24 protein-coding genes are annotated in these 23,952 nt (G+C 69.1%); 19 read left to right on the forward strand and 5 right to left on the reverse strand.

The genetic code is table 11. The annotated features are described in order from the left end of the window. Positions 1–2: 2 nt before the first annotated feature. Positions 3–1,520, reverse strand: a complete 1,518-nt coding sequence (locus tag F3H57_RS05480; protein WP_149754846.1) for an MORN repeat-containing protein — start codon at positions 1,518–1,520, stop codon at positions 3–5. Between the two features lie 240 nt (positions 1,521–1,760). On the opposite strand from F3H57_RS05480, the gene F3H57_RS05485 reads away from it, so the two are divergent. Then, positions 1,761–3,419 (forward strand): NAD+ synthase, encoded by a 1,659-nt coding sequence (locus tag F3H57_RS05485; protein ID WP_149754847.1) that lies wholly within the window; start codon positions 1,761–1,763, stop codon positions 3,417–3,419. Positions 3,420–3,549: 130 nt separating this feature from the next. On the opposite strand, the gene F3H57_RS05490 is transcribed toward F3H57_RS05485, so the two are convergent. Then, positions 3,550–5,145: a sodium:solute symporter gene (locus F3H57_RS05490; protein WP_149754848.1), complete on the reverse strand. Its 1,596-nt coding sequence runs from the start codon at positions 5,143–5,145 to the stop codon at positions 3,550–3,552. 172 nt (positions 5,146–5,317) lie between these two features. Between F3H57_RS05490 and F3H57_RS05495 the strand changes: the two genes are divergently transcribed. Both F3H57_RS05495 and F3H57_RS05500 read left to right on the forward strand, forming a co-directional pair. Continuing rightward, positions 5,318–6,190 carry a 50S ribosomal protein L11 methyltransferase gene (locus F3H57_RS05495; protein ID WP_149754849.1) on the forward strand — a complete coding sequence of 291 codons (873 nt, stop codon included), beginning with the start codon at positions 5,318–5,320 and terminating at the stop codon, positions 6,188–6,190. Between the two features lie 124 nt (positions 6,191–6,314). Then, positions 6,315–6,644 carry a hypothetical protein gene (locus tag F3H57_RS05500; protein ID WP_149754850.1) on the forward strand — a complete coding sequence of 110 codons (330 nt, stop codon included), beginning with the start codon at positions 6,315–6,317 and terminating at the stop codon, positions 6,642–6,644. Between the two features lie 93 nt (positions 6,645–6,737). Here F3H57_RS05500 and F3H57_RS05505 read toward each other — a convergent pair whose 3' ends face one another. Continuing rightward, positions 6,738–6,938: a DUF1127 domain-containing protein gene (locus F3H57_RS05505; RefSeq protein WP_149754851.1), complete on the reverse strand. Its 201-nt coding sequence runs from the start codon at positions 6,936–6,938 to the stop codon at positions 6,738–6,740. 259 nt (positions 6,939–7,197) lie between these two features. Here F3H57_RS05505 and ruvC point away from each other — a divergent pair, with 259 nt between their 5' ends. The 15 genes from ruvC to F3H57_RS05580 all read left to right on the forward strand — a co-directional run bounded on the left by ruvC (position 7,198) and on the right by F3H57_RS05580 (position 21,720). Beyond that, positions 7,198–7,743 (forward strand): crossover junction endodeoxyribonuclease RuvC, encoded by a 546-nt coding sequence (ruvC, locus tag F3H57_RS05510; RefSeq protein ID WP_149754852.1) that lies wholly within the window; start codon positions 7,198–7,200, stop codon positions 7,741–7,743. Next, entirely contained in the window at positions 7,740–8,402 is a 663-nt protein-coding gene (ruvA, locus tag F3H57_RS05515) for a Holliday junction branch migration protein RuvA (RefSeq protein WP_149754853.1), read from the forward strand. Before ruvC ends, ruvA begins: the two co-directional genes overlap by 4 nt. 67 nt (positions 8,403–8,469) lie before the next feature. Beyond that, positions 8,470–9,471, forward strand: a complete 1,002-nt coding sequence (gene ruvB, locus F3H57_RS05520; RefSeq protein ID WP_394349820.1) for a Holliday junction branch migration DNA helicase RuvB — start codon at positions 8,470–8,472, stop codon at positions 9,469–9,471. Positions 9,472–9,630: 159 nt separating this feature from the next. Next, a complete protein-coding gene (locus tag F3H57_RS05525; RefSeq protein ID WP_149754855.1) occupies positions 9,631–10,275 on the forward strand; it encodes a hypothetical protein in 645 nt (214 codons plus the stop codon). A gap of 116 nt (positions 10,276–10,391) precedes the next feature. Next, complete coding sequence (gene ybgC / locus F3H57_RS05530) at positions 10,392–10,778, forward strand: tol-pal system-associated acyl-CoA thioesterase (protein ID WP_149754856.1); 387 nt, start codon at positions 10,392–10,394, stop codon at positions 10,776–10,778. A 118-nt stretch (positions 10,779–10,896) separates the two neighbouring features. Beyond that, entirely contained in the window at positions 10,897–11,592 is a 696-nt protein-coding gene (gene tolQ / locus F3H57_RS05535; protein WP_149754857.1) for a protein TolQ, read from the forward strand. A 1-nt stretch (position 11,593) separates the two neighbouring features. Next, a complete protein-coding gene (tolR, locus tag F3H57_RS05540; protein WP_149754858.1) occupies positions 11,594–12,097 on the forward strand; it encodes a protein TolR in 504 nt (167 codons plus the stop codon). A gap of 10 nt (positions 12,098–12,107) precedes the next feature. Beyond that, positions 12,108–13,280 (forward strand): cell envelope biogenesis protein TolA, encoded by a 1,173-nt coding sequence (locus F3H57_RS05545; RefSeq protein WP_149754859.1) that lies wholly within the window; start codon positions 12,108–12,110, stop codon positions 13,278–13,280. Positions 13,281–13,824: 544 nt separating this feature from the next. Beyond that, positions 13,825–15,147: a Tol-Pal system beta propeller repeat protein TolB gene (tolB, locus tag F3H57_RS05550; protein ID WP_149754860.1), complete on the forward strand. Its 1,323-nt coding sequence runs from the start codon at positions 13,825–13,827 to the stop codon at positions 15,145–15,147. 327 nt (positions 15,148–15,474) lie between these two features. Then, positions 15,475–16,014, forward strand: coding sequence for a peptidoglycan-associated lipoprotein Pal (pal, locus tag F3H57_RS05555; RefSeq protein ID WP_149754861.1), 540 nt, complete (start codon positions 15,475–15,477; stop codon positions 16,012–16,014). Between the two features lie 8 nt (positions 16,015–16,022). Then, positions 16,023–16,940 (forward strand): tol-pal system protein YbgF, encoded by a 918-nt coding sequence (ybgF, locus tag F3H57_RS05560; RefSeq protein ID WP_149754862.1) that lies wholly within the window; start codon positions 16,023–16,025, stop codon positions 16,938–16,940. A 38-nt stretch (positions 16,941–16,978) separates the two neighbouring features. Further along, the gene (gene tilS, locus F3H57_RS05565; protein ID WP_149754928.1) at positions 16,979–18,274 is read left to right on the forward strand and encodes a tRNA lysidine(34) synthetase TilS; all 1,296 of its coding nucleotides are present in this window, start codon (positions 16,979–16,981) and stop codon (positions 18,272–18,274) included. Positions 18,275–18,352: 78 nt separating this feature from the next. Further along, positions 18,353–20,278 carry an ATP-dependent zinc metalloprotease FtsH gene (gene ftsH, locus F3H57_RS05570; RefSeq protein WP_149754863.1) on the forward strand — a complete coding sequence of 642 codons (1,926 nt, stop codon included), beginning with the start codon at positions 18,353–18,355 and terminating at the stop codon, positions 20,276–20,278. Then, a complete protein-coding gene (locus F3H57_RS05575) occupies positions 20,275–21,054 on the forward strand; it encodes a methyltransferase domain-containing protein (protein ID WP_149754864.1) in 780 nt (259 codons plus the stop codon). Before ftsH ends, F3H57_RS05575 begins: the two co-directional genes overlap by 4 nt. A gap of 63 nt (positions 21,055–21,117) precedes the next feature. Further along, the gene (locus F3H57_RS05580) at positions 21,118–21,720 is read left to right on the forward strand and encodes an MOSC domain-containing protein (RefSeq protein WP_149754865.1); all 603 of its coding nucleotides are present in this window, start codon (positions 21,118–21,120) and stop codon (positions 21,718–21,720) included. 92 nt (positions 21,721–21,812) lie between these two features. Here the strand turns inward: F3H57_RS05580 and pdeM are convergent, their stop codons facing one another. Together pdeM and F3H57_RS05590 are read right to left on the reverse strand one after the other, a co-directional pair. Further along, positions 21,813–22,493 carry a ligase-associated DNA damage response endonuclease PdeM gene (gene pdeM, locus F3H57_RS05585; protein ID WP_149754866.1) on the reverse strand — a complete coding sequence of 227 codons (681 nt, stop codon included), beginning with the start codon at positions 22,491–22,493 and terminating at the stop codon, positions 21,813–21,815. A 41-nt stretch (positions 22,494–22,534) separates the two neighbouring features. Further along, the gene (locus tag F3H57_RS05590; RefSeq protein WP_149754867.1) at positions 22,535–22,960 is read right to left on the reverse strand and encodes a PACE efflux transporter; all 426 of its coding nucleotides are present in this window, start codon (positions 22,958–22,960) and stop codon (positions 22,535–22,537) included. A gap of 346 nt (positions 22,961–23,306) precedes the next feature. Here F3H57_RS05590 and F3H57_RS05595 point away from each other — a divergent pair, with 346 nt between their 5' ends. Beyond that, complete coding sequence (locus F3H57_RS05595) at positions 23,307–23,777, forward strand: hypothetical protein (protein ID WP_149754868.1); 471 nt, start codon at positions 23,307–23,309, stop codon at positions 23,775–23,777. Positions 23,778–23,952 lie beyond the last annotated feature (175 nt).

Here is a 23,952-nt window from a genome sequence, read left to right on the forward strand (position 1 = left end):
CGTCAGCCGTCCTCGGACCCGGCGTCCGGCTCGTCCGTTTCGGGTGTCTGCGGCGCCTCCGCCTCGGGGCCGTCGGGTGCCTGCGGCGTGTCGGCGGGGACCTCCTCGGCCTCTGCCGAGGCCTCCTCGGCAAGGGCCCCGTTGATCCAGTCGCCGGTGCGTTCCTCGCCGCTGGCGTATTGCATCGTGCCTTCGCCCTGGCGTTTGCCGTCCGCGAACATGCCGCGGTAGACGTCGCCATTGGAATAGGTGGCGACGCCCTCACCGCTGATCTCGCCGTTTTCCCAGGCGCCGTCGTAGCGGAAGCCGTCGGCCATCTCGATCCGGCCCTGGCCGTGGCGCTGGCCGCCCTCGAACTGTCCGACATAGACGGTGCCGTCGGGATAGGTCGCGGTGCCTTCGCCCTCGCGCTGGCCGTCGACCCAGCCTCCCTCGTAGCGATAGCCGTCGGGGTAGGTCATCACCCCCTGGCCGTGATTTCGCGCGTTCTCGAACCCGCCCTCGTAGACCAGTCCGTTGGCGTATTCCGCACGGCCTTCGCCCTCGATCACGCCGTCCACCCAGTCGCCTTCGTAGGTCGAGCCGTCGGGATAGGTGATCCGCCCGGTGCCGTGGGCGAGCCCGTCCGACAGCTCCCCGACATAGACAGACCCGTCGGGGTAGGTGACCTGGCCCTGGCCCTCGATCTCTCCCTCGACCCAGGTGCCGGTGTATTCGTACCCGTCGGCGCCGCGGAAAGTGCCCTGTCCGTGGCGCTGGTCGTCCTCGAACTCGCCCTCGTAGACGTCGCCGTTTTCATAGGTGACGGTGCCGGTGCCGTCGCGGCGGCCGGCCACGAGCTCGCCCTCGTAGATGTCGCCGCCGGGCTGCGTGAGCTTGCCCTGGCCATCGATCTGGCCGTCGTCCCAGGTGCCCTCGTAGACCAGCCCGTCGGGCATGGTCAGCGTGCCCTGGCCCTCGCGCGCGCCGCCCGAGACGCGCCCCTCGTAGACCGAGCCGTCGGGATAGGTGATGGTGCCGTTGCCTTCCTTGACGCCGTTCACCCAGTCGCCTTCGTAGGTGTAGCCCGACGGCGCGGTCATGGTGCCGCGGCCGTGGTGCAGCGCATTGCGGAAGTTGCCTTCGTAGCGCACGCCGTTCGCGTAGATCGCGACACCCTGTCCGGTGATCTTGCCGTCCTTCCAGGTGCCCTCGTAGGTGCCGCCGTCGGCAAAGGTGATCTTGCCCACGCCCTCGGGCTTGCCCTTGGCGAACTGGCCTTCGTAGATCGAGCCGTTGGGGAACTTGGCGGTGCCTTCGCCGCGGATCTCGCCCTCGGCCCATTCGCCGGTATATTCGTAGCCGTTGGGCAGGCGGTAGGTGCCTTCCCCGTGCTGCAGCCCGTCCTGGAACGTGCCCTCGTAGACGCCGCCGTCGTCGTATTGCTTGGTGATGACCTCGCCGTCCGACTGCGCCGTGCCGAAGCCCGGCACCAGCCACAGAAGGCTTGCGAGTGCGATAAGACGCGCCTGACCGCTCATGCGTCCGCCGATGCTCCTCGTGGTTGCGCTGCCCGTGCGGGAAAGTGCCTGAAACCTAGAGAAGCCACGGGCGGTTCACAATGTTTTTCGGGTGGCGGTCACGGGGCTGTTGGATGGGAGGAAGGCTGGGGCTGGCGTTTTCGCGGCGGCGGCGGTGGCGCTCCATTTTCCCGCATCCGCTTCCCCTCGCGGCCGCATCTGCTATGTCGGCGTCGGACCGAAGGATGACAGGGGCAAGGCATGGCCGACCGCTTCCGCCTGACACTGGCACAGCTCAACGCGACCGTGGGCGACCTCGCCGGCAACGCCGCGCTCGCCCGGGATGCGTGGGAGGCCGGCCGCGCCGCGGGCGCCGATCTGGTCGCGCTGCCCGAGATGTTCGTGACCGGCTACAACCCCCAGGACCTCGTCGCCAAGCCGTCCTTCCACGCCGCCGCGATCGAGACGATCCGCCGGCTCGCCGCCGATTGCGCCGACGGCCCCGCGCTCGCCATCGGCGGGCCGTGGCTCGAGGGGACGGAGCTGCACAACGCCTATTTCATCCTGAAGGGCGGGAACGTCGCTTCCACGCTGCTCAAGCACCACCTGCCGAACTACGCGGTGTTCGACGAGATGCGCGTCTTCGATGCCGGCCCTGTCGGCGGGCCGTATTCGGTGGGCAACACCCGCATCGGCTCCCCGATCTGCGAGGACGCCTGGCACGAGGACGTGGCCGAGACCCAGGCCGAGACCGGGGCGGAGTTCCTGCTGGTGCCGAACGGGTCGCCCTATCACCGCGGAAAGTACGAGGTGCGGCTCAACCACATGATCGCCCGCACGGTGGAGACCGGGCTGCCGCTGGTCTTCGTGAACCTCGTCGGCGGACAGGACGACCAGGTCTTCGACGGCGGGTCCTTCGTGCTCAACCCCGGCGGCGAGATGGCGCTGCAGCTTCCGGTCTTCGAGCAATGCGTGGAGCATGTGGACCTCGAGCGCACCGATGCCGGCTGGCGGGCGGTGCCTGGCCGGTTCGACCGGCACCCGGACACGCTGGAGCAGGATTATCACGCGATGGTCGTCGGTCTTGGCGATTACCTGCGCAAGGCGGGGTTCCCGAAGGTGCTGCTGGGCCTCTCGGGCGGGGTCGACTCGGCGCTCGTCGCGACCATCGCCGCCGACGCGATCGGGCCCGAGAACGTGCGCTGCGTGATGCTGCCGTCGGAATACACGTCCGAGCATTCGCTGGAGGACGCCAAGGCGCTGGCCGAGCTTCTGGGCTGCCCCTACGACTTCGTGCCCATCGACCGCGGGCGCGACGCGGTGACCGAGACGCTCGCGCCGCTTTTCGCGGGGCGTGATGCGGATCTCACCGAAGAGAACATCCAGTCCCGCCTGCGCGGCCTTCTGCTGATGGCGCTGTCCAACAAGTTCGGAGAGATGCTGCTGACCACGGGCAACAAGTCCGAGGTCGCGGTGGGCTACGCCACGATCTACGGCGACATGGCCGGCGGCTACAACCCGATCAAGGATCTCTACAAGACGCGGGTCTTCGACATCTGCCGCTGGCGCAACGCGGAACACCGGCCCTGGATGAAGGCGCCGGGTGGCGAGGTGATCCCGCCGCGCATCATCTCGAAGCCGCCCTCGGCAGAGCTGCGCACGGACCAGAAGGACAGCGATTCGCTGCCCGACTACCCGGTGCTGGACGGCATCCTGAAGATCCTCGTGGACCGCGACGGGTCGATCGAGGATTGCGTCGCCGAAGGCTACGCGCGCGAGGACGCCGCGAAGGTCGAGCACCTGATCTACGTCAGCGAATACAAGCGCTTCCAGTCGGCGCCGGGGACACGCCTGTCGGAGAGGGCGTTCTGGCTCGACCGGCGCTATCCGATCGTCAACCGCTGGCGCGAGGGGCGCTAGCGGCGGCGCGGGCGGAGAGGCCGGGGGCGCTGCCCCCGGACCCCCGGAGTATTTGTCGGCCCAAAGAAACAGGGAAGGGGCGCCGGGCCGGCGTTTTTAGGCAGGTCTCTTGCTGCGCTGCCAAGGTGGATCACCAGAAGAGGACCAGGATCGCCAGCATCGCTGCGCCGAGCAGCGCGGCCCAGATCTTCACGTTGGCATAGACCGGCGCGTCGTCGCGCAGCGCCTCGGTGGCGAGCTCGGGCGTCCATGTGGCGCCTTCGTATTCCTCCTGTGCGCCGTGGGATCCGGCGAGGCTGACCGCCGCGTATATGACGCAGGACACCAGCGTCATCAGGCCGACATTGGCGGTGAAGTGGATCGGCCAATAATCGAGCTGCGTGGCGATGAAGACGGCGATGGCGATGGCGTGCCCGGCCCAGAGCGTCGTGAACGCCGCGGTGTCGGTGCCGCGCTTCCACAGCGCGCCGAGGATGAAGATCGCCACGACCGGCGGCACGAGGACCGAGAACGCCTGCTGCAGGTAATCCCAGAGCCCGCCCATGTCGTCGATGAACGGCGCCCAGAGGATCGCGATGACCATCAGCACCAGCGTGGTGATCTGGCCGATGCGGCGCTGCTCGGACGGGTCGCGGTCGGCGATGTTCATGAAGTCGTGGCCGATCAGCGTCGACGACGAATTGAGCGTGGAATCGACGCTCGACATGATCGCGGCGACGAGACCGGCGAGGACGAGGCCCGTCAGGCCGGCGGGCAGCACCGTGGTGGTGATGGTGGGGAACACCATGTCGGCGTTCGACAGGTCCGGGACGACCGTGATCGCCATCGCGCCCGGCAGGACCATGATGAACATCGGGATGATCTTGAGGAAGCCGCCGAGGATCGCGCCGCGCTGCGCCTCGCGCAGGTCGCGCGCGCCGAGGACGCGTTGCACGATGTACTGGTTCGTCACCCAGTACCAGAAGCCCAGCAGCGGCACGCCGAAGAACAGGCCCGTCCACGGCAGCGTTTCGTTGTCGCGCGGCAGGACGAGGCTGAGCTGATCCTCGTTCGGCATGCTGTCCTTGACGTTCTGCCAGGAGAAGTCGTTACCCTGGAACAGGATGTAGGTCATCGTCGCGCAGCCGAAGATGAGCACGACCGCCTGCAGAACGTCGGTGTAGACCACCGCCTTGAGCCCGCCCGACGCGGTGTAGATGCCCGCGAAGATGCCGAGGCCCACGCAGGTCTGCCAGATCGGGATGTCGGGAAAGAAGGTCTTGACCACGACTCCACCCGCGTAGAGCCCCCCGGCGGTGTCCACGATCACCGTCAGCACGATGGTCACCGCCGAGAAGTAGAGCCGCGCACGCCGGTCGTAGCGCCGTTCCAGCCACTCGGGGATCGTCGTGACCCGCGCCTTGAAGAACAGGGGCGCGAAGATGAAGGCGAGGATGATGAGCGGCAGGCCCGACATCCATTCGTAGGCGGATGTGGCGATGCCGGTGGTGTAGGCGGCGCCCGTCAGGCCGATCAGCGTGGTCGAGGAGATGTTGGAGGCGAACAGAGAGAAGCCGACGACCGTCCAGGTCAGCGTTCGGCCGGCCAGGAACAGATCGTCCCCCGACTCGGTGCGGCGGGACACCCAGACGCCGATGCCGATGACGATCAGGAAGTAGATCGCGAGAACCGTGATATCGAGTCCCGTGATCGCGTTCGACACATCCTGTCGGGCGCTTTGTTCCATTGGACGTCCCTCCCGCACAACCGTTGCGGGCCTAACCTGCCCGCCGCTGCGCGAGTTCCCGCCGGTTTTCGAATGGCGGTGGCGCAAAGCCCCCGGGACGGAATTTGCGGGTAGGGTAGGCACGCCGATTTTCCGCTGGCGGTGATGCGGGCAATGCGGATATGGCGACGCCATGGCGACGTATACAGCACTGACCACCCTGAAGGGGCGCGAGCCGGCCGAAGCGCTGGGCGAGGCGCTCGAGGATCTCGATCCCGCGCCCACCGGCGTTGGCGTGTTCGAGGTCGAGGACGACAGCGGCCTCTGGGAGGTCGGCGGCTATTTCGACGAGCTGCCCGACGATGTCGGCCTCGCGCTGCTGGCGGCCGCTTACGGCGCCGCCGGGTTCGCGGTCTCCGAAGTGCCGGATACCGACTGGGTCGACAAGGTCCGGCGGGAGCTGACGCCGGTCGAGGCCGGGCGCTTCTTCGTCTACGGCAGCCACGATGCCGACAAGATCCCCGAGGGGGCCGAACCCCTGCTGATCGAGGCGGCGATGGCCTTCGGCACCGGGCATCACGGCACGACGCTTGGATGCCTGCGCGCCCTCGACCGCCTGATCGACGCGGGCGTCACGGCGCGGAACGTGGCCGATATCGGCTGCGGCACTGCGGTCCTGGCGATGGCGGCGGCGCGGGTCTGGCCGAACCCGGTGCTGGCCTCGGATATCGACGCCGTTGCGGTCGAGGTGGCCGAGGCCAATGTGCGCGCCAATGCGCTCGAAGGCCGGGTGCGCTGCATTGAGGCGACTGGCTTCGACCACCCGGATCTCGCCGAGGCGGCGCCCTTCGACCTGATCTTCGCGAACATCCTGATGGCGCCGCTGATCGAGCTGGCCCCTGCGGTGGGCCGCAGTGTCAAGTCGGGCGGCCACGCGATCCTGTCCGGCATCCTGACACGGCAGGCGGAAGAGACGCTGGCCGCCTATGACGCCGCCGGATTCGCCGAGGTGGAGCGCGACGTGATCGGCGATTGGGTCACACTTACGCTGCAGCGCGCGGGCTGACGCCACAGATTTGCGGAAAAGCCTCCGCATTTGCCCGAATCATGCCGCAATTTATGGTTACCATAGCATCTGTCGTGATTGTCCGGTGGGGGCCGGGTGTTCCGAGGTTGCCATGGATCAGGGTATGAAGGACTTCGCCAAACGGTACCAGCAGGTGCAGCGCAAGCACCAGCGGCTGGCGCATGGCTACGTGACGCGCGTGGGGCGCAACGGAGTGATCGAACATCGTCCGCGCCGCGACGTTCGCGGCTTGATGGTCACGCCGCTGGTCATTGTCGTTGCCGCATTCTTCGGGTTCAAGACCTTGCTGCTGTCGCAACTGGGCACGGAGAGCTACGCCGCCCATCTGGCCGCCCTGGCGCAGGGCAACCTGGCGGAACGTATCGGCGCGATTCTCATGGCGCAGGATCCGCTGACGGTGCATGCCAGCGCGCTTCTTTCGGTATTCATCTGACAGTTCCGGCCCGCGGGTCGGGCTGACGAGAAAACGCCGCGCGTGGGTCACGCGCGGCGTTCGTCGCGTTCCGGCTGCTGCGCCCGTTCGGGCTCAGCGGCGGGCGATCCGGCTGATGTCGGCGCGGGTCAGGCCGATATCGTCAAGCTCGCGGTCGGTGAGCTTCGACAGCGCCTTCTGCGTGCGGCGCGCGTCGCGGAAGCTGACGGCGGAGTTCACGGCGGAGACGAACAGCGAGCCGATCTGGCCGGCAACGTCGAGCGAGGCGGGGCGGGCGGTGTGGACGGTGGACATGTGCGGAATCCTTGAAATGACGAAATGGTGGGCGCCTGTGGCAGCTGTATGCGCAGATAGAGAGCGGAATATGCACGGACAAGCCGTGAAAACCGCATGGGTCCCCTGCAGAAACTGCATGACGATCTTCGCGATATCTTCATGATTTTAATGGTGGAAATTAATTCTGCACCGCAGCACCGGCCGCTGTGTCGCAGCCGGAGGGCGATGTGTCGCAAACGGACCGTGTCGCCGCTCTTCGTCCGCGGCCTCTTGGCGGATGTTCGCGCTTCGTGCTAGGCGTAACGGCAAAACCACAAAAGGCGGGGCGGCAGTGGTCCGAGTGCTGGGCATAGATCCGGGATTGGTCAATCTCGGTTGGGGCGTGATCGAGGCCGATCGCGGCCGCCTGCGGCATGTCGCCAACGGGACATGTCATTCCGGCAAGGGATCCCTGGCCGAGCGATTGCTGACGTTGCACGCGCGGCTGTCCGAGGTCATCGCGGCGCAGGCGCCCGAGGCTGCGGCGGTGGAGCAGACCTTCGTGAACAAGGACGCGGTGGCGACCCTCAAGCTCGGCCAGGCGCGCGCGGTGGCGCTGCTGGTGCCGGCGCAGTTCGGGTTGACCGTGGGCGAGTACGCGCCGAACAAGGTCAAGAAATGCGTGGTCGGCGTCGGCCACGCGGACAAGGCGCAGGTGCAGCACATGGTGAAGATGCAGCTTCCGGGCGCGGTGCTCTCGGGGCCCGACGCGGCCGACGCGCTGGCGGTGGCGATCTGCCACGCGTTCTACATGGATGCGCCCACGGCGCCGGTGCGCGCATGATCGGGCGGGTCGCGGGGCGCGTCGCCTACAAGGGCGACGATCACGTGCTGATCGACGTCGGCGGCATCGGCTACGTGGTGTTCTGCTCGGACCGGGTGCTCGCGGGCCTGCCGCCCGCCGGGGAGGCGGCGGCACTCTTCACCGATCTGCTGGTGCGCGAGGATATCCTGCAGCTCTACGGCTTTCCGACGCTGGCGGAGAAGGAATGGCATCGCCTCCTGATGAGCGTGCAGGGCGTCGGCGCGAAGGCGTCGCTGGCGATCCTCGGGGCGCTCGGGTCCGACGGGGTGAGCCGGGCGATCGCGCTCGGCGATGTCGCGGCGATCCGCGCGGCCAAGGGCATCGGCCCCAAGACGGCGCAGCGCGTCGTGCACGAACTCAAGGACAAGGCGCCTGCGGTGATGGCGATGGGCGCGGGGCCGGTGGCGGCGCCGGGCGCCTCGGTCCCGGCCGACGAGGCGCCCGCGGCGTCGGCCGTGGCGGCACCGGCGCCCGCAACGGGCGGGGCCGCGCAGTCCGAGGCTCTCTCGGCGCTGACCAATCTCGGCTACGGACCGGGAGAGGCCGCGGGCGCGGTGGCGCAGGCCGCCGGCGAGGCGCCGGAGGCGGACACCGCCGCGCTCATCCGCGCGGCGCTGAAACTGCTGGCGCCGGCATGAGGGGCGGGGCGCTCATCCGCCCGGCCGGGCGTCTTCGCGGGGGCGTGACTTGACCGGCTCGGACCCGATGATGCGGCCCGAGCCGCTGGCCGAGGACGAGGGCCGCGCGCTGCGCCCGCAGAGCCTGGGCGAATTCGTCGGCCAGGCCGAGGCGCGTGCCAACCTGCGGGTCTTCGTCCAGTCCGCCCGCCAGCGCGGCGAGGCGATGGACCACACGCTGTTCCACGGCCCCCCCGGGCTCGGCAAGACGACGCTGGCGCAGATCATGGCCAAGGAGCTGGGCGTCAACTTCCGGATGACCTCCGGTCCGGTGCTCGCCAAGGCGGGCGACCTCGCCGCGATCCTGACCAACCTCGAGGCGCGCGACGTTCTCTTCATCGACGAGATCCACCGCCTGAACCCGGCGGTGGAGGAAGTGCTCTATCCCGCGATGGAGGATTTCGAGCTCGACCTCGTCATCGGCGAGGGACCGGCCGCGCGCACCGTGCGGATCGAGCTTCAGCCCTTCACGCTGGTCGGGGCGACGACGCGCCTCGGACTCTTGACCACACCCCTCCGCGACCGCTTCGGCATCCCGACGCGGCTGCAATTCTACACCGTCGAGGAACTGGAGGTGATCGTCGCCCGAAACGCCGTGAAACTCGGCGTCGCCGCGGAGGCCGACGGCGCGCGCGAGATCGCCCGCCGCGCCCGCGGCACGCCGCGGATCGCCGGGCGGCTGCTGCGCCGGGTCGTCGATTTCGCGTTGGTCGAGGGCGACGGGGTGGTCACCCGCGCGCTCGCCGACGGCGCGCTCACGCGGCTCGGGGTCGACGGGCTCGGTCTCGACGGCGCGGACCGGCGCTATCTGAGCCTCATCGCGGAGAACTACGCCGGCGGGCCCGTGGGGATCGAGACGATCTCGGCCGCGCTGTCGGAAAGCCGCGACGCGATCGAGGAGGTGATCGAGCCGTTCCTCCTGCAGCAGGGCCTGATCCAGCGCACGCCGCGCGGCCGCATGCTGGCGCAGAAGGGCTGGTCGCATCTCGGCCTGCCCGCCCCGCGCGCGCCCGGCGTTCTCTTCGACTGAGAGGCCGGGGACGACGCGAGCCGCTCCCCCAAGAACACCCTGCCGGGCCTTCATCTGCCCGGAAATATCCCGGGGTGTGGGGGCTGGCCCCACTCCCGCGATTGGACTTCCGCCCGGCCCTGTGGCAGGGGACCGCCGTTCCGCCGAGAAGGGCCGCCCATGTCCGACAGCCTCACCCCCGACGAGATCGCCGCGCTCTTCACGCGCGCCGACGGCAGCTATCTCTGCGCCCGCTGGGGGCGACCGCTGGCGCCTGTCGTCTTCGGTGTCGACGACGCGACGCTCGCCACCGTCAAGGGCGCGTTCCAGGCGGTCGCCGACCTCGCCGGCCACGAGATCGCCGAGACCGATCCCGAACTCGGCGCCAACACCATGGTCTTCTTCTTCCGCGACTGGGACGAGTTGCCCCAGGTGCCCAATCTCGACCGGCTGATCGAGGGGCTGGGTCCGCTGGTGGACCGGCTCAAGGCCGCCGGCGCGAACCAGTACCGGGTCTTCCGCTTCGACGCGGACGGCGCGATCAATGCCTGTTTCGTCTTCCTGCGGATGGACGCGGAACTGGACGCGGTGCCGGCGGAGACGCTGGCGCTGAGCCAGGTGGTGCAGTCGATGCTGCTGTGGTCGGACCTTGCGTTCACCGACCGCTCGCCGCTGGGGCAACTCGCGGACGGGCGCGTGGTGCTGCGGCCCGGGATCGCCGGCGTGCTGCGCGCCGCCTACGACCCGGTCATGCCCGCGGTGGCGCAGGATGCCAGCCATGCGCTGCGGCTCCACGCGCGGCTGAACTCGGATCGGCTGGCCTGAGGCGCCCGCCCGGGGATTTCGGGCGATCACGTGCGCGGCACCGATGCGGCGCCCCTCTTTCGTTTGCGGCACAGGGCGGGCAAACGGAGCGGGCCGGGAATCGGGAGCCATCGAGGATGCCACACGAATTTGCCGTCACCGTCTACTACGAAGATACCGACATGGGCGGGATCGTCTATCACGCCAACTACCTGAAATACATCGAGCGGGCGCGGTCCGCCTGGGTGCGCGAGCTGGGCATCGATCAGAACGCGATGCGCGAGGCCGGAACCGCTTTCGTCGTCCGCAGGGTCGAGGCGGACTACCTTGGCGCGGCGCGGCTCGACGACGAGCTGACCGTGCGCACGCGGACGGAGTCGGTGACCGGCGCGCGGCTTGTGATGGCGCAGGAGATCCTGCGCGAGGGCAAGGTGATCTTCCGCGCCGAGGTGACGGCGGTCTGCGCCACCCTCGATGGTCAGCCCGTGCGCCTGCCGGCGGAGATCCGCCAAAAGGTCAACTGAGGCAACGACACCGCGGCACCATGACGGCAATGTGTTGGCCGGCGGCGCGCAATTGTTGTAGAACCGCCCGCAAAGGCGACCCGGCAGAGGCGCCGGGCAGATCAAGAAGAGCAGGCAGATGGAAACCGAAGCACTCCAGGCGGCCGCACAGGTCGATTTCTCGATGTGGGGCCTGTTCGCGCGCGCCACGCTGACCGTGAAGCTGGTGATGCTGGCGCTGATCCTGGCCTCGTTCTGGTCGTGGTCGATCATCGTGCAGAAGATCATCAGCTACCGCGCCGCGCGGCGCGAGGCGGCGCGGTTCGACCGCGCGTTCTGGTCGGGCGAGCCGCTGGACGAGCTGTTCGACGAGATCGGGCCGGATCCGCGCGGGCGCTCGCAGCGGGTCTTTGCCGCCGGCATGTCGGAATGGCGCCGGTCGCACCGCGACGACGGCGCGCTGATCGCCGGGGCGCAGGCGCGCATCGACCGCTCCATGGACGTCGCCATCCAGAAGGAGGCCGAGGATCTGCAGGGCGGCCTCGGCGTGCTGGCGACGGTAGGCTCGGTGTCGCCTTTCGTGGGGCTTTTCGGCACCGTCTTCGGCATCATGAACGCTTTCATCGAGATCGCCGAGCAGCAGAACACCAACCTTGCCGTGGTCGCGCCGGGCATCGCCGAGGCGCTGCTGGCCACCGGCCTCGGCCTTCTGGCAGCAATCCCGGCGGTGATCTTCTACAACAAGCTCTCGGCGGACGCGGACCGGGTGATCGGCGGTTACGAAGCCTTCGCCGACGAGTTCTCCACCATCCTGTCGCGCCAGCTGGACGGCTGACATGGGCGCGGGTGTCATCAAGAAGGGATCGGCGGCGGGCGCCCGGCGGCGGCGCACCCGCCGCGGCGGCGCGCAACCCATGGCCGAGATCAACGTCACGCCCTTCGTGGACGTGATGCTGGTGCTGCTGATCATCTTCATGGTCGCGGCGCCGCTGCTGACCGTGGGCGTGCCGGTGGAACTGCCGAAAACCGCCGCGACCTCGCTGCCCTCGGACAACGAGGAGCCGCTGACGGTGACGGTGGAGGCGGACGGCACGGTCACGATCATGACCACCGAGGTCGCGCGGGACGATCTGGTCGGCCGGCTGCGCGCCATCGCGGCCGAACGGTCGGACGACCGCGTCTACCTGCGCGCGGACGGGAACGTGCCGTACAACAGCGTGGCCGAGGTGATGGGCGCGCTCAATGCCGGCGGCTTCGCGTCCATCGGGCTGGTGACCGATATCGGCGGGCCGACCCTGGACGGCCCGACGCTCTCGGCGCCGGCCGGGGACGGCAACTGAGGGGCGGCCTTTGCACACGGGCCATTACATCTCGGGCGCGGGCCATCTGGCCCTGGTCTTCTGGGTCCTGTTCGGCGGCGTGTTCCGTTCCGAGCCGGACAGCGTCGAGGTGCGCGAGGTGTCGGTAATCTCCGAAGAGGAGTTCGCGGCGCTGAGCGAGCGGACGCAGCCGCCCGAGAGTACGCAGGACATCGACGCGCCGCCCGCACCGGACTCCGATCCCGACCCGGCACCGGCGCCCCCAGCGGCCGAACCCCCGCCGGAGCCGCAACCGGAGCCCGAGCCGGCGCCGGAACCGGCGCAGGAAACCCCGCCCGAGGCGGTGCCGCAGGCGCCCCCGGCCGAGGCGCAGGACGAGGTGCAACAGCCCGAGCCGCCGGCGCCGGACCCGGAGATAGAGGCACCGCAGATATCCGAACGCCCTGTGCCGCGTCCGGCGCCCCGCGTCGCGCCCGACCCGGTGCCGGAGCCGGAACCCGAGGCAGAGCCCGCTCCCGACGTCGCCGAGGCGGTGGAGCCCGAGCCCTCCGAGGAGACCGTCCCGGAAGAGCCGCAGGAGCCCGAAGCCCCAGAGGCGGCGACCTCCGAGATCGTCACCGAGGCCGAGGAGCCGTCGCGCGCGCCGACCTCGTCGCCGCGGCCCCGCACGCGGCCGAACCGGCCGGCGCCGACGCAGACGGCGGAGCCCGAACCCGAAGCGGAGCCCGAGACCGAGACCGCAGCGGCGCCCGAGCCCGAAGCCGAACCCGAACCTCAGGAGCCGGCGCAAGAGGAGAGCCTCGGTACCGGGGTCGAGGACGCGCTGGCCGAGGCGCTGGGCGGTGGCGGCACCACCGATCCGCAGCCGGACGTGCCGACCGGTCCGCCGATGACGTCGGGAGAGCGCGACGCTTTCCGCGTCGCGGTGCAGCGATGCTGGGTGGTCGACGTGGGTTCCCAGGCGGCGAATGTGACGGTCGTGGTCGGCATGGACATGGCCGAGAACGGTCAGGTGGTGGCGAACTCCATCGAGCGGCTTAGCGCCTCGGGCGGCGACGGAGCGGCGGTGGAGACCGCCTTCCAGGCCGCGCGCCGCGCCATCCTGCGCTGCCAGGGCAACGGCTACGACCTGCCGCCCGAGAAGTACGGTCAATGGGACCGGATCGAGATCACCTTCGATCCCTCCGGGATGCGGATCCGGTGAGGTGGTTTTCCGCGGCTTTCGGAAAGGGCGTGTACATGCCTGGCGTTGAGGAGTTCTTGGGTCCTAAGTGCCGGTGCACCGAGATGTCTGTAAACGGTACAGTTCGGTCGCCGCGGCGCAGTATCAGGCGTTTCAATCGCGGTCATGGGCAAGAAGACGGCGGGCCAGCGCCGGCCCGTGGGGCCGCGCTCAAGACCTCGGAGGTCCGAGCTTTATGCCAGCCACGCCCCTGTTCCATCCAAACGACGCACAAGGGTGACAAAGCGCCGACCCGCCGGGACGGGTCATGCCGAAGGCATGCTTTCAGCATGACGCTGGCCCGGCGCCTTCGGCTTGATTCCGGGCCGAGTTGCGCGGGGCTCCGCTGTTCACGTTTGGGCCTTCGCTCGGCCCTTTCGCCGCGCAAGGCATCCAGCGGGACGGGGCGCAAACGCACTCCGCCCTACCCGCACATACCGCAACCGCGTTTCCCCTTCGGCCGCGCCGGGCTATGGTCCGCACGACCGCCGCTCCCCTCTATCGACCCATTCGGAAAGGGTGACAGATGAGACTTCTCCGGATCTTCCTCGGCGCGCTCGCCGTCGCTGCCGCGAGCATCGCTGCCCCGGCTTTTGCGCAGGACGGCCCCTTGCGCATCGACATCACCGAGGGCGTGATCGAGCCCATCCCGATCGCGCTGCCGGTCTTCGTGGACGAGGGTGGCGGCGGTGACATGGCGCAGCGCCTGACGCAGGTGGTCGCCGACGACCTCACCGGCACCGGCCTCTTCCGGCGGATCCCGCAGGACGCCTTCATCAGTTCGGTGACCAGTTTCTCCAGCCCGGTGCAATACGCCGACTGGAAGGCGATCAACGCGCAGGCGCTGGTCACCGGCGCGGTCAGCGTCTCGGGCGACCGGGTCAGCGTGAAGTTCCGGCTCTACGACGTGTTCTCGGGCACCGAGATGGGCGAAGGCATGCAGCTTGCCGCACCCACCGACGGCTGGCGGCGCCTGGCGCACAAGGTGGCCGACCAGGTCTATTCGCGCATCACCGGCGAGTCGGGCTATTTCGACAGCCGCGTCGTCTTCGTCTCCGAGAGCGGGCCGAAGGATCAGCGCGCCAAGCGGCTGGCGATCATGGATTACGACGGGGCCAACGTGCAGTACCTGACCGGGTCGGGCTCCATCGTGCTGGCGCCGCGCTTCTCGCCCTCGGGCGATCGGGTGATCTACACCAGCTACGAGAGCGGCAGCCCGCGCATTCACCTGCTGAACGTGGGCGACACGCAGTCGCGTGTCCTGCCCGCCCAGCAGGGCGAGATGAGCTTCGCGCCCCGCTTCACCCCGAACGGGCAGGGGCTTCTCTATTCCGCGATCAGCGGGTCGAACACAGACATCTACCGGATGGACATCGCCACCGGCCAGGCGTCGCCGCTGACCTCGGGCCCGGCGATCGAGACGGCGCCGTCGTTCTCTCCGGACGGCTCGCAGATCGTGTTCGAGAGCGACCGCTCGGGCACCCAGCAGCTTTACGTCATGCCCGCCGGCGGGGGGGAGCCGACGCGGATCAGCTTCGGGCCGGGGCGCTACGGCACGCCGGTCTGGTCGCCGCGCGGGGATCTCATCGCCTTCACCAAGCAGAACGGCGGGCGCTTCCATATCGGCGTGATGCGCACCGACGGCTCCGAAGAGCGGCTGCTCACCGCGTCCTTCCTGGACGAAGGCCCGACCTGGGCGCCGAACGGCCGCGTCATCATGTTCGCGCGCGAGACTCAGGGGGCAAGCGGGGCGTCGTCGCTCTACACGGTCGACGTGTCGGGGCGGAACCTCAAGCCGGTGCCAACACCGGCCGGCGCCTCGGACCCGAGCTGGGGTCCGCTCCAGTAAGGGGGCAGGGAGCGCCAGTCGCGCATCGACGGGCCGCGGATCGGCGATCCGGACCGCCGATCAGGGCGCTTTATGCCAGCCGCGTCCGGACGACCTCCGAGCGGCGCGCCAAGCGTCAACCAATCGCCGGTCCGGGGGGCGGCCCGGCGATGCGCGGCGGCCTTCGGCCTTTGCTCCGCGCTGGGCGTTGTTCGGGCGGGGCTGTCCCGATCGCCTTTCCCATTCACGAGAAAGTTCGCCCACCCCCGTCGCCGTTGTCGCGCCCCGCATTCCCTTGGGACTCGCGCCGTGGTAGGCTCGCGGCAAAACCCGAGCAGGACAGTGACCATGACCCATCTGACCAAGGCCCTCATCGTGGCATCGGCGCTTCTCGCCGCTGCCTGCACCAACCCCGACCGCTTCGGCGCGGGCGGGGCGGACGGCATGGCCGGTGCCAATGCGGGCGCGGGCGCCAATGGCGGCGTCGTACCGGGCAGCGCCAACGACCCGACCTCCGCCGCCTATTTCAACCAGGCCGTCGGCGACCGCGTGCTCTTTGCCGTCGACCAGTCGACACTGTCGCCCGAGGCGCAGGCGACGCTCGACGGTCAGGCGCAATGGCTGCAGACCAACTCCGACTACCTCGCGGTGATCGAAGGGCACGCCGACGAGCAGGGTACCCGCGAATACAACATCGCCCTCGGCGCCCGCCGCGCCAGCGCGGTACAGGAATACCTGATCTCTCGCGGGGTCGCGCCGAACCGGCTGCGCACCGTCAGCTACGGCAAGGAGCGCCCGATCGAGATCTGTTCGGAAGAGAGCTGCTATGCCAAGAACCGCCGCGCCGTGACGGTGATCTCCTTCGGCACCGCCGGCGCCACCAGCTGAGGATCGACATGACCCGGATCGCCGCGCTTCTCGTCTCCGCGAGCCTTTTCGCTATGCCCGCCGCCGCGCAGGACGGCCAGACGCTGGCCGATATCCGCCAAGAGGTCTCTGCGCTCGCCTACGAGCTTCAGTCGCTCAAGCGCGAGCTGTCGACCACGGGAGGGGCAAACGTGAACGTCGCCGGCTCGACGCTCGACCGGGTCAACCAGATCGAACAGGCGCTCCAGGGCCTGACCTCGCGCACGGAAGAGCTGGAGAACCGCATCGACCGGGTGGTGTCGGACGGATCGAACCGCATCGGCGACATCAAGTTCCGGCTCTGCGAGCTGGAAGAGGGCTGCGATATCGGCCAGCTCGACACCGAGAATCCGCTCGGTGGCAGCGCGCCCGCGACGTCGGGCAGCGGGCCGAGCCTCGGCGGGCTCGAAGGGCAGGGCGAGGTGAGCCCGTCGGACATCGAGGTCGGCGATGACGTCGAGGGCGAGGGCGACGCGCAAACCGGCGCCGCGCCCCTGCCGCTGAGCGATCCGTCCGTGCAACTCGCCGCCGCGGAAGAGCAGGATTACCGCCGCGCGCAAGAGGCGCTGGACGCCGGTGAATACCAGAGCGCCGCCGACCGTTTCGCGCAGTTCCGCACGACCTATCCGGGCGGCCCGCTCGATGCCGCGGCGCTTCTGGGCCGGGGCAAGGCGCTCGCCGGGCTTGGCGACACGCGCGAGGCGGCGCGCGCCTATCTCGACGTCTACTCGGGCTATCCTGACGCGCCGGTCGCGCCCGAGGCGCTGTGGCGGCTCGGCGCCGCGCTGGGGGAGCTTGGCTCCACCCGCGAGGCCTGCGTGACGCTGGCCGAGGTTCCGAACCGCTATCCGGGCACCGAGGCCGTGGGACAGGCCGAACAGGCGCGGGCCTCCCTCGCCTGCCAGTGACGGGAGCGCCGTCGCTCGACGACCGCTTCGCAGCCGACATGGGCCGGCTTCTGGGCCCGGACTTTCCGACGGACATCGCGCTGGCCGTCTCGGGCGGCGGCGATTCGATGGCGATGCTGGCGCTCGCCCATAACTGGACGCGCGCCTGGGGCGTGCGGCTCTGGGTGGTTACCGTGGACCATGGCCTGCGGCCCGAAAGCGCGGTCGAGGCGGAGATGGTCGCGGCGGAATGCGCGCTCCTCGGCCATCCGCATGCGGCGCTGCGCTGGCACTGGGACGGGCAGGGCAACGTGATGGACGCCGCGCGGCGCGCGCGGCTGGCGCTGATCGACCGCTGGCGCGGCGGGCTGCGCCATGTCCTCATGGCCCATACCGAGGACGACGTGGCCGAAACCTTCCTGATGCGGCTGGCGCGCGGCGCCGGGGTCGACGGGCTGTCCGCGATGGCCCCGCTGCGGCGGGTGGTGCCGCACGCCGAGGTGCCTCCAGCGGTGCAGGACGTGTGTGGCGTGACGCCGCCGGGGCCTTGGACACCCGGCTACGACATCGTGCGCCCGCTGCTCACCGTGCGGCGCGAGGAGTTGCGGCACTACGCGCGGGTACTGCTTGTGCCTTGGGTCGAGGACCCCACGAACGACGATCCGGCTTACGTCCGGGCGCGGATGCGCCATCTGCTCGGCGCGCTGTCGGCCGAGGGGCTGGACGCAGGCACGCTGGCCGCCACGGCGCGGCGGATGCGGCGGGCGCGGAGTGCGCTTGTCGCCCGCACGGCGGACCTTGCCCGTGCCGCCTTGCGGGCGCCCGGGGGCCTGCCGCCAGGGGTGCTGGTCTTCGACCGCGTGGCGCTGGCCGCCTCCGACGCGGAGACCCGTTTGCGCCTTCTGTCCGCCGCGCTGCGATGGGTTGCCGGCGCCGAGTACGGCCCCCGCGCCGCGCCGCTGGAGGCGCTCGCCGAGCGTCTGGACGCCGGCGGGCGCGGCACGCTTCACGGGTGCGAGGCCGAGGCGATGCGCGAGTCGCTCTGGGTCTGGCGCGACGGTGCAGCCCTCCGGGGGACGGCGATCCCGGCAGGCGCGGGCCTCTGGGACGGCCGCTACCGCATCGAGGGCGAGGACCTCGCGGGACTGGAGATTCGTGCCCTGGGGGAGGACGGCTGGGCGCAGATCCCCCGCCCCGCGCGCGACGGCGCCACCGTCCCGATGCGCGTGGCGCGGGCCGCGCCGGCGCTCTGGGACGGCACGCGCCTTCGCGCCTTTGCGCCGCTGGACGTGGGGCCGCGACATGTCGTCGTCGACACCCGTCCGACGTTCATGCAGCTGTTGCTTTCCGATTGAACGTGGCCCCTCAGGCCTTATGTTGCATGGGTGCGCGGCCGCCCTCGGCGGCCCGCTCCCTGTGGAAGGAGGTCCCTCGTGGGCAACGCGCGTAATATCGCTTTCTGGGTCGTTCTGTTCCTGCTCGTCCTGGCGCTCTTCAACCTGTTCTCGGGCGGCGGCAACACGCTGCAAAGCCGGGAGGTGAGCTATACCGAATTCGTCCAGCGGGTCCAGGACGATGCCGTGCAATCGGCGACCATCGACGGCGAGCGCGTGCGCTTCCGGTCCTCCGATGGCCAGGACTACATCACCGTGAAGCCCGAGGATGCGCAGGTGACCGACCTGCTGGTCGACAACGGCGTGACCGTCCGGGCCGAACAGCAGGAGCAATCGGGCTTCCAGTCCTTCCTGATCTCGCTGCTGCCGTTCCTGCTGCTGATCGGCGTGTGGATCTACTTCATGAACCGCATGCAGGGGGGCGGCAAAGGCGGCGCCATGGGCTTCGGCAAGTCCAAGGCCAAGATGCTGACCGAGAAGCACGGTAGAGTCACGTTCGACGACGTCGCCGGCATCGACGAGGCCAAGGAAGAGCTCGAGGAGATCGTCGAATTCCTGCGCAACCCGCAGAAATTCTCGCGCCTCGGCGGCAAGATCCCCAAGGGCGCGCTTCTGGTCGGCCCTCCGGGCACCGGTAAGACCTTGCTCGCGCGCGCCATCGCCGGCGAAGCGGGCGTGCCGTTCTTCACCATCTCGGGGTCCGACTTCGTCGAGATGTTCGTGGGTGTCGGCGCGTCGCGCGTGCGCGACATGTTCGAGCAGGCCAAGAAGAACGCGCCCTGCATCGTCTTCATCGACGAGATCGACGCCGTCGGCCGCAATCGCGGATCCGGCTATGGCGGCGGCAACGACGAGCGCGAGCAGACGCTGAACCAGCTTCTGGTCGAGATGGACGGTTTCGAATCGAACGAGGGCGTCATCATCGTCGCCGCGACCAACCGGCGCGACGTGCTCGACCCCGCGCTGCTGCGTCCCGGCCGTTTCGACCGCCAGATCACCGTGCCCAACCCCGACATCAAGGGCCGTGAGAAGATCCTCGGCGTGCATGCCCGCAAGACCCCGCTCGGCCCCGACGTCGACCTGCGCATCATCGCGCGCGGCACGCCCGGCTTCTCGGGTGCGGATCTTGCCAACCTGGTGAACGAGGCGGCCCTGATGGCCGCGCGCGTCGGCCGGCGCTTCGTGACCATGGTCGATTTCGAGAACGCCAAGGACAAGGTGATGATGGGCTCGGAGCGGCGCTCCATGGTGCTGACGCCCGAGCAGAAGGAAAAGACCGCCTATCACGAGGCGGGTCACGCCGTCGTCGGCCTGTCGCTGCCGCAATGCGATCCGGTCTACAAGGCGACGATCATCCCCCGCGGCGGCGCCCTCGGCATGGTCGTGTCGCTGCCCGAGATCGACCGGCTCAACTGGCACAAGTCGGAGTGCGAGGAAAAGCTCGCCATGACCATGGCGGGCAAGGCGGCCGAGATCATCAAGTACGGCGACGACATGGTGTCGAACGGTCCCGCCGGCGACATCCAGCAGGCCAGTGCACTGGCCCGCGCCATGGTGCTGCGCTGGGGTATGTCCGACAAGATCGGCAACATCGACTATGCCGAGGCGCACGAAGGCTACCAGGGCAACACCGCGGGCCTGTCGGTGTCCGCCAATACCAAGGAGCTGATCGAGGAAGAGGTGCGCCGCTTCATCGCCGAGGCCTACGAGCGCGCCCACTCGATCCTGACCGAGCGCAAGGTGGAGTGGGAACGTCTGGCCGAGGGCCTTCTCGAATACGAGACCCTGACCGGTGAAGAGATCGCGCGCGTGATGCGGGGCGATCCGCCGCATTCGGGTGACGACGACGAGGGCGCGGGCGAGATCAAGGACGACAAGCCCAGCGTCACCGCCATTCCCAAGACCAAGCCGAAATCGAAGCCTGCGGGCGGCGACGGCGGACTGGAGCCCGAACCGAGCGCATGACAGCCACGGACGATCCCGATTGGGACCCCGGAACCTACTACCGGTTCCGGGGTCTTCGACTGCGACCCGCCCTCGACCTGCTGCGCAGCGTCGGGCCGCTGCCCGATGGCGACGTCGTCGATCTGGGCTGCGGCGCCGGTGCGGCCGGGCCGGCGCTCAAGACGCTGCGCCGCCCGCTTGTCGGCGTGGATTCGAGCCCGGCGATGCTGGAACAGGCGCGGGTGATCGGTGTTTATGACCGCCTGTCCGAGGAGAGCATCGGTGATTGGGCGCCGGCGACGCCGCCGGCGCTGATCTTCGCCAACGCGTCGCTGCACTGGCTCGGCAATCACGAGACGCTGATTCCCCGGCTGGCCCGGTCGCTCGCCCCGGGTGGGGTGCTGGCCGTGCAGCTGCCGCACCAGAACAACGCGCCGTCCCACCGGCTCTGGGCGCAGATCGTGGATGAGCTCTATCCCGGCCGGACGGACCGGTCGACGCGCCCCGGCATCCTGCTGCCGGCGGAGTATTTCCGCATGCTCGCCCCGCTCGGCCGGGTGACGCTGTGGGAAACGGAATATTACCAGGAACTCGCCCCGGACGGCGAGGGCCACCCGGTCCGCCGCTTCACCGAGGCGACCTATGCGCGCCCGATCCTCGCCTCGCTGACCCCCGAGGAACGCGCCCGCCTGGTCACCGCCTACGAGGCGTCCATCGGCAAGGCCTATCCCAAGGATGAACGCGGCACGGTGCTGTTTCCCTTCCGGCGCCTGTTCTTCACGTTGCACGCCCCGTAGCGCACCCTTGGCTGCGGCCCCGGCATGGGGCACCCTCGCGTCCGTCGAGATGGAGAGACGATCATGCCGGCACTGAAGCCGACGGAGTATCGCGCGCGCATCACGTGGCTGGGGCGCGTGTCCGAGACCGGGTTGCGCTCCAGCCTGCTGGAGCGTGCCGATCTGGATTGGACCGGCATCGTCGGGGAGCGGCACGGCGGGCTGACGCGGCCCTCTTGCTCTCGCGTGGTGGCACAGCACCCCAAGGGCACGGAGATCCGCAACGTGCGCCAGCTCTCCATCGTCTCGGCGGAGGATCTGGCGGAGATCGCGCGGCAGATGGAGCTTGGCGCGGTGGATCCGTCGTGGCTCGGCGCCTCGATGGTGGTGTCGGGGTTGCCGGACCTGACCAACGTCCCGCCGTCGTCGCGCCTGCAGGCCGAGGGCGGCGCGACACTGGTCGTGGACATGGCCAACCGCCCCTGCCACCTGCCGGGCAGGGAGATCGAGCGCGAACATCCCGGCATCGGAGCACGCTTCAAGGCCGCGGCCGCCGGACGCCGCGGCGTCACCGCCTGGGTCGAGCGGCCGGGGATGCTGTCACTCGGGAGCGTCCTGCGGCTGCACGTCCCGGATCAGCCGGCCTGGACCCCGCAGCCGGAATTGCCGTTGGAAGGCGGCGCCTGAACGCTGGCAATCGCCTTCGGTATCGGAGGTTCGAGGGCCGCGCAGGCACGTCCGACGCCGCGCCCGGCCAGTGCCAGAGGCCGTGGCGGCGTTCAGGCCCGCCGCGCCTCGGTCCGGGGCATCGGCAGGCGCATCTGCGTGGCGCCGCAGAGGATCGCCTCCGCCTCCGCCCCCATGAGCCGCGAGAGCGTCGGCGCATGGGTGAAGAGACCGCCGGTATAGGCGCCGTAGGCGGGAAGGATCAGGCGCACGGTGTCGAACAGGAAACAGGGACGAGAGATCGCCCGGCCGCGCAGCAGCAGACGGGCCTTGGGATGGTAGTGGCCCGAGACCTCGCCCGCCGCGTCCGCCCGCGCGATATGTCGGAAAGTTAGCGGCCCGAGCATCAGCTCCGCCCGGTGTGTGCCGCCGAGATCCGCGGGACCGGGATCGTGGTTGCCCTCGATCCAGATCCACTCGCGGCCCGCCTGCACGTCCGTGATCCTGTCGCGATCCTCTGCCGGCAGGGCCGCGCGGATCGCGCCACTGTCGAAACTGTCGCCAAGGCAGATCACGCGCGCCGGGGCTGTGGCGGCGATGTCGCGCTCGAGCCGCGCCAGCGTTTCGCGCGTGTCGTAGGGCGGCAGCGCGGCGCCGCCGCCGGCTGACATCCGCGCAGATTTGCCAAGGTGAAGGTCGGATACAACGAGAGTCCGGGCCGCCGGCCAGTGGAGCGCGCCGGACGGCAGCGGGGCGAGCGCGGCACCGTGGAAATCGAAGGCGAGGCGGTTCATGCTTTGTTTCTTGCCCACCGCGCGGGGCGGTGCAAGGGGGCTCAGCCCTCGCGCCATTCCGGCAGCGGAAACAGCCGGTCGTAGCCCCAGTTGAAGGCAAGCGCGTAGCCCGTGTAGAACGCCGAAAGGCCAAGGTTCATCACGATCGCCTCGGCCGCGCCGATTCCCAGCCAGAGCTTGAAGAACGGCACGAGCGCGAGGATCAGCCCGCATTCGAACAGGATCGCGTGACCGATGCGCAGCGGCAGTGTCTTGTAAAGCGGCAGACCGAGGCGCACGAGGGCATGGTCGAAGGCGAGGTTGTAGACGTAGTTCCACACCATCGCGACGGTCGCGCCGACGGCGATCACGACGAAGCTGTCGTGCATGGCAATCCCGAAGATCCAGGCGGTCGCCGGGGTCACGAGAGTAAGCGCGATGGCCTCGAAGAGGATCGCGTGGCGGATACGGTCGAGCGGACGGCGCATGGCGGCCTCCTTGGCTGTCTGCGCCGGGTCGTCCCGGCCATAGGCCCTTATCGGGGGAGGTCGTCCTCGCTTGCCCCCGATATGCGCCCGCCGCCTCATCGGGTCAAGCCGCGTGGACGCGCGATTCGCACGCCGCCGGATTGCACGTTCCGCCCGCTCTGGCCAGCCCCTAACGTTAAATGTTGACAGCCGTCGCTCTACCGGCGGGTCTGCGACCAACATTGCCGTTGACATAGCGCTTCGATGTTATCTGGATAATGAGCAGAAGCGCCAAACAGGTCGAAGAAATCTTCGAGATCGTTGGTCCCCATCCGGAAGAGCCGTGTGACATGCAGAAGGAGGCGAAGTGAGGCGAGCTACAGCTACAGCATTTGCCCTGTGCATCGCGACAGCCGCGTTCGCCGACGGAACGACCACGATCCGGCACGTCGAATGCGCCGCCTACGCCGAACTTAGCCGACTTCCGTTGGCGCGCATAGAGGGCGCTGATCGCGCGAACGCTGATGCCGAACGGTTACGTGACGCGCACATGTCCGAGGCATTGAAGCTTGGAGCGCCGCTGGTCGAGGAAGACTCCGGCTTTCCCGGAATCCTAAAGCCAAATTCTATCGGAGGGTCGGCCGAGGCAGGCATCGGCTTCTTCTTAGGGTCTGTTGTGGCGACACAGAACGATCTCTTCGAGCTACGGCACGCTGCCCCGCCGACCAACGATCAGTCCCTCGAAGACCGCTTCGAAGAACTCGCCGACTGGTATCGCCTGCGCGCGAGGGAAATGATGAGTCGCTACGAAGTATCACGCTGCACCGACCTTTTCTGAGACGAAGATCACGAATCGTGGTTCTGGCAGGCCACGTGGCGAATGGCGGGTATGAGTTAGCTTGGCTGGACCTCGACGGCAGAAGATCAACATTTACCGTAAGGGGCTGGACCGCTCTGGGCCCCTTTTCTGCTTCTTTGGGCTTGAAAATACTCCGGGGGTCCGGGGGCTGGCC

The sequence above is a fragment of the Roseivivax sediminis genome, assembly GCF_900112685.1.
Lineage (GTDB): Bacteria > Pseudomonadota > Alphaproteobacteria > Rhodobacterales > Rhodobacteraceae > Roseivivax > Roseivivax sediminis.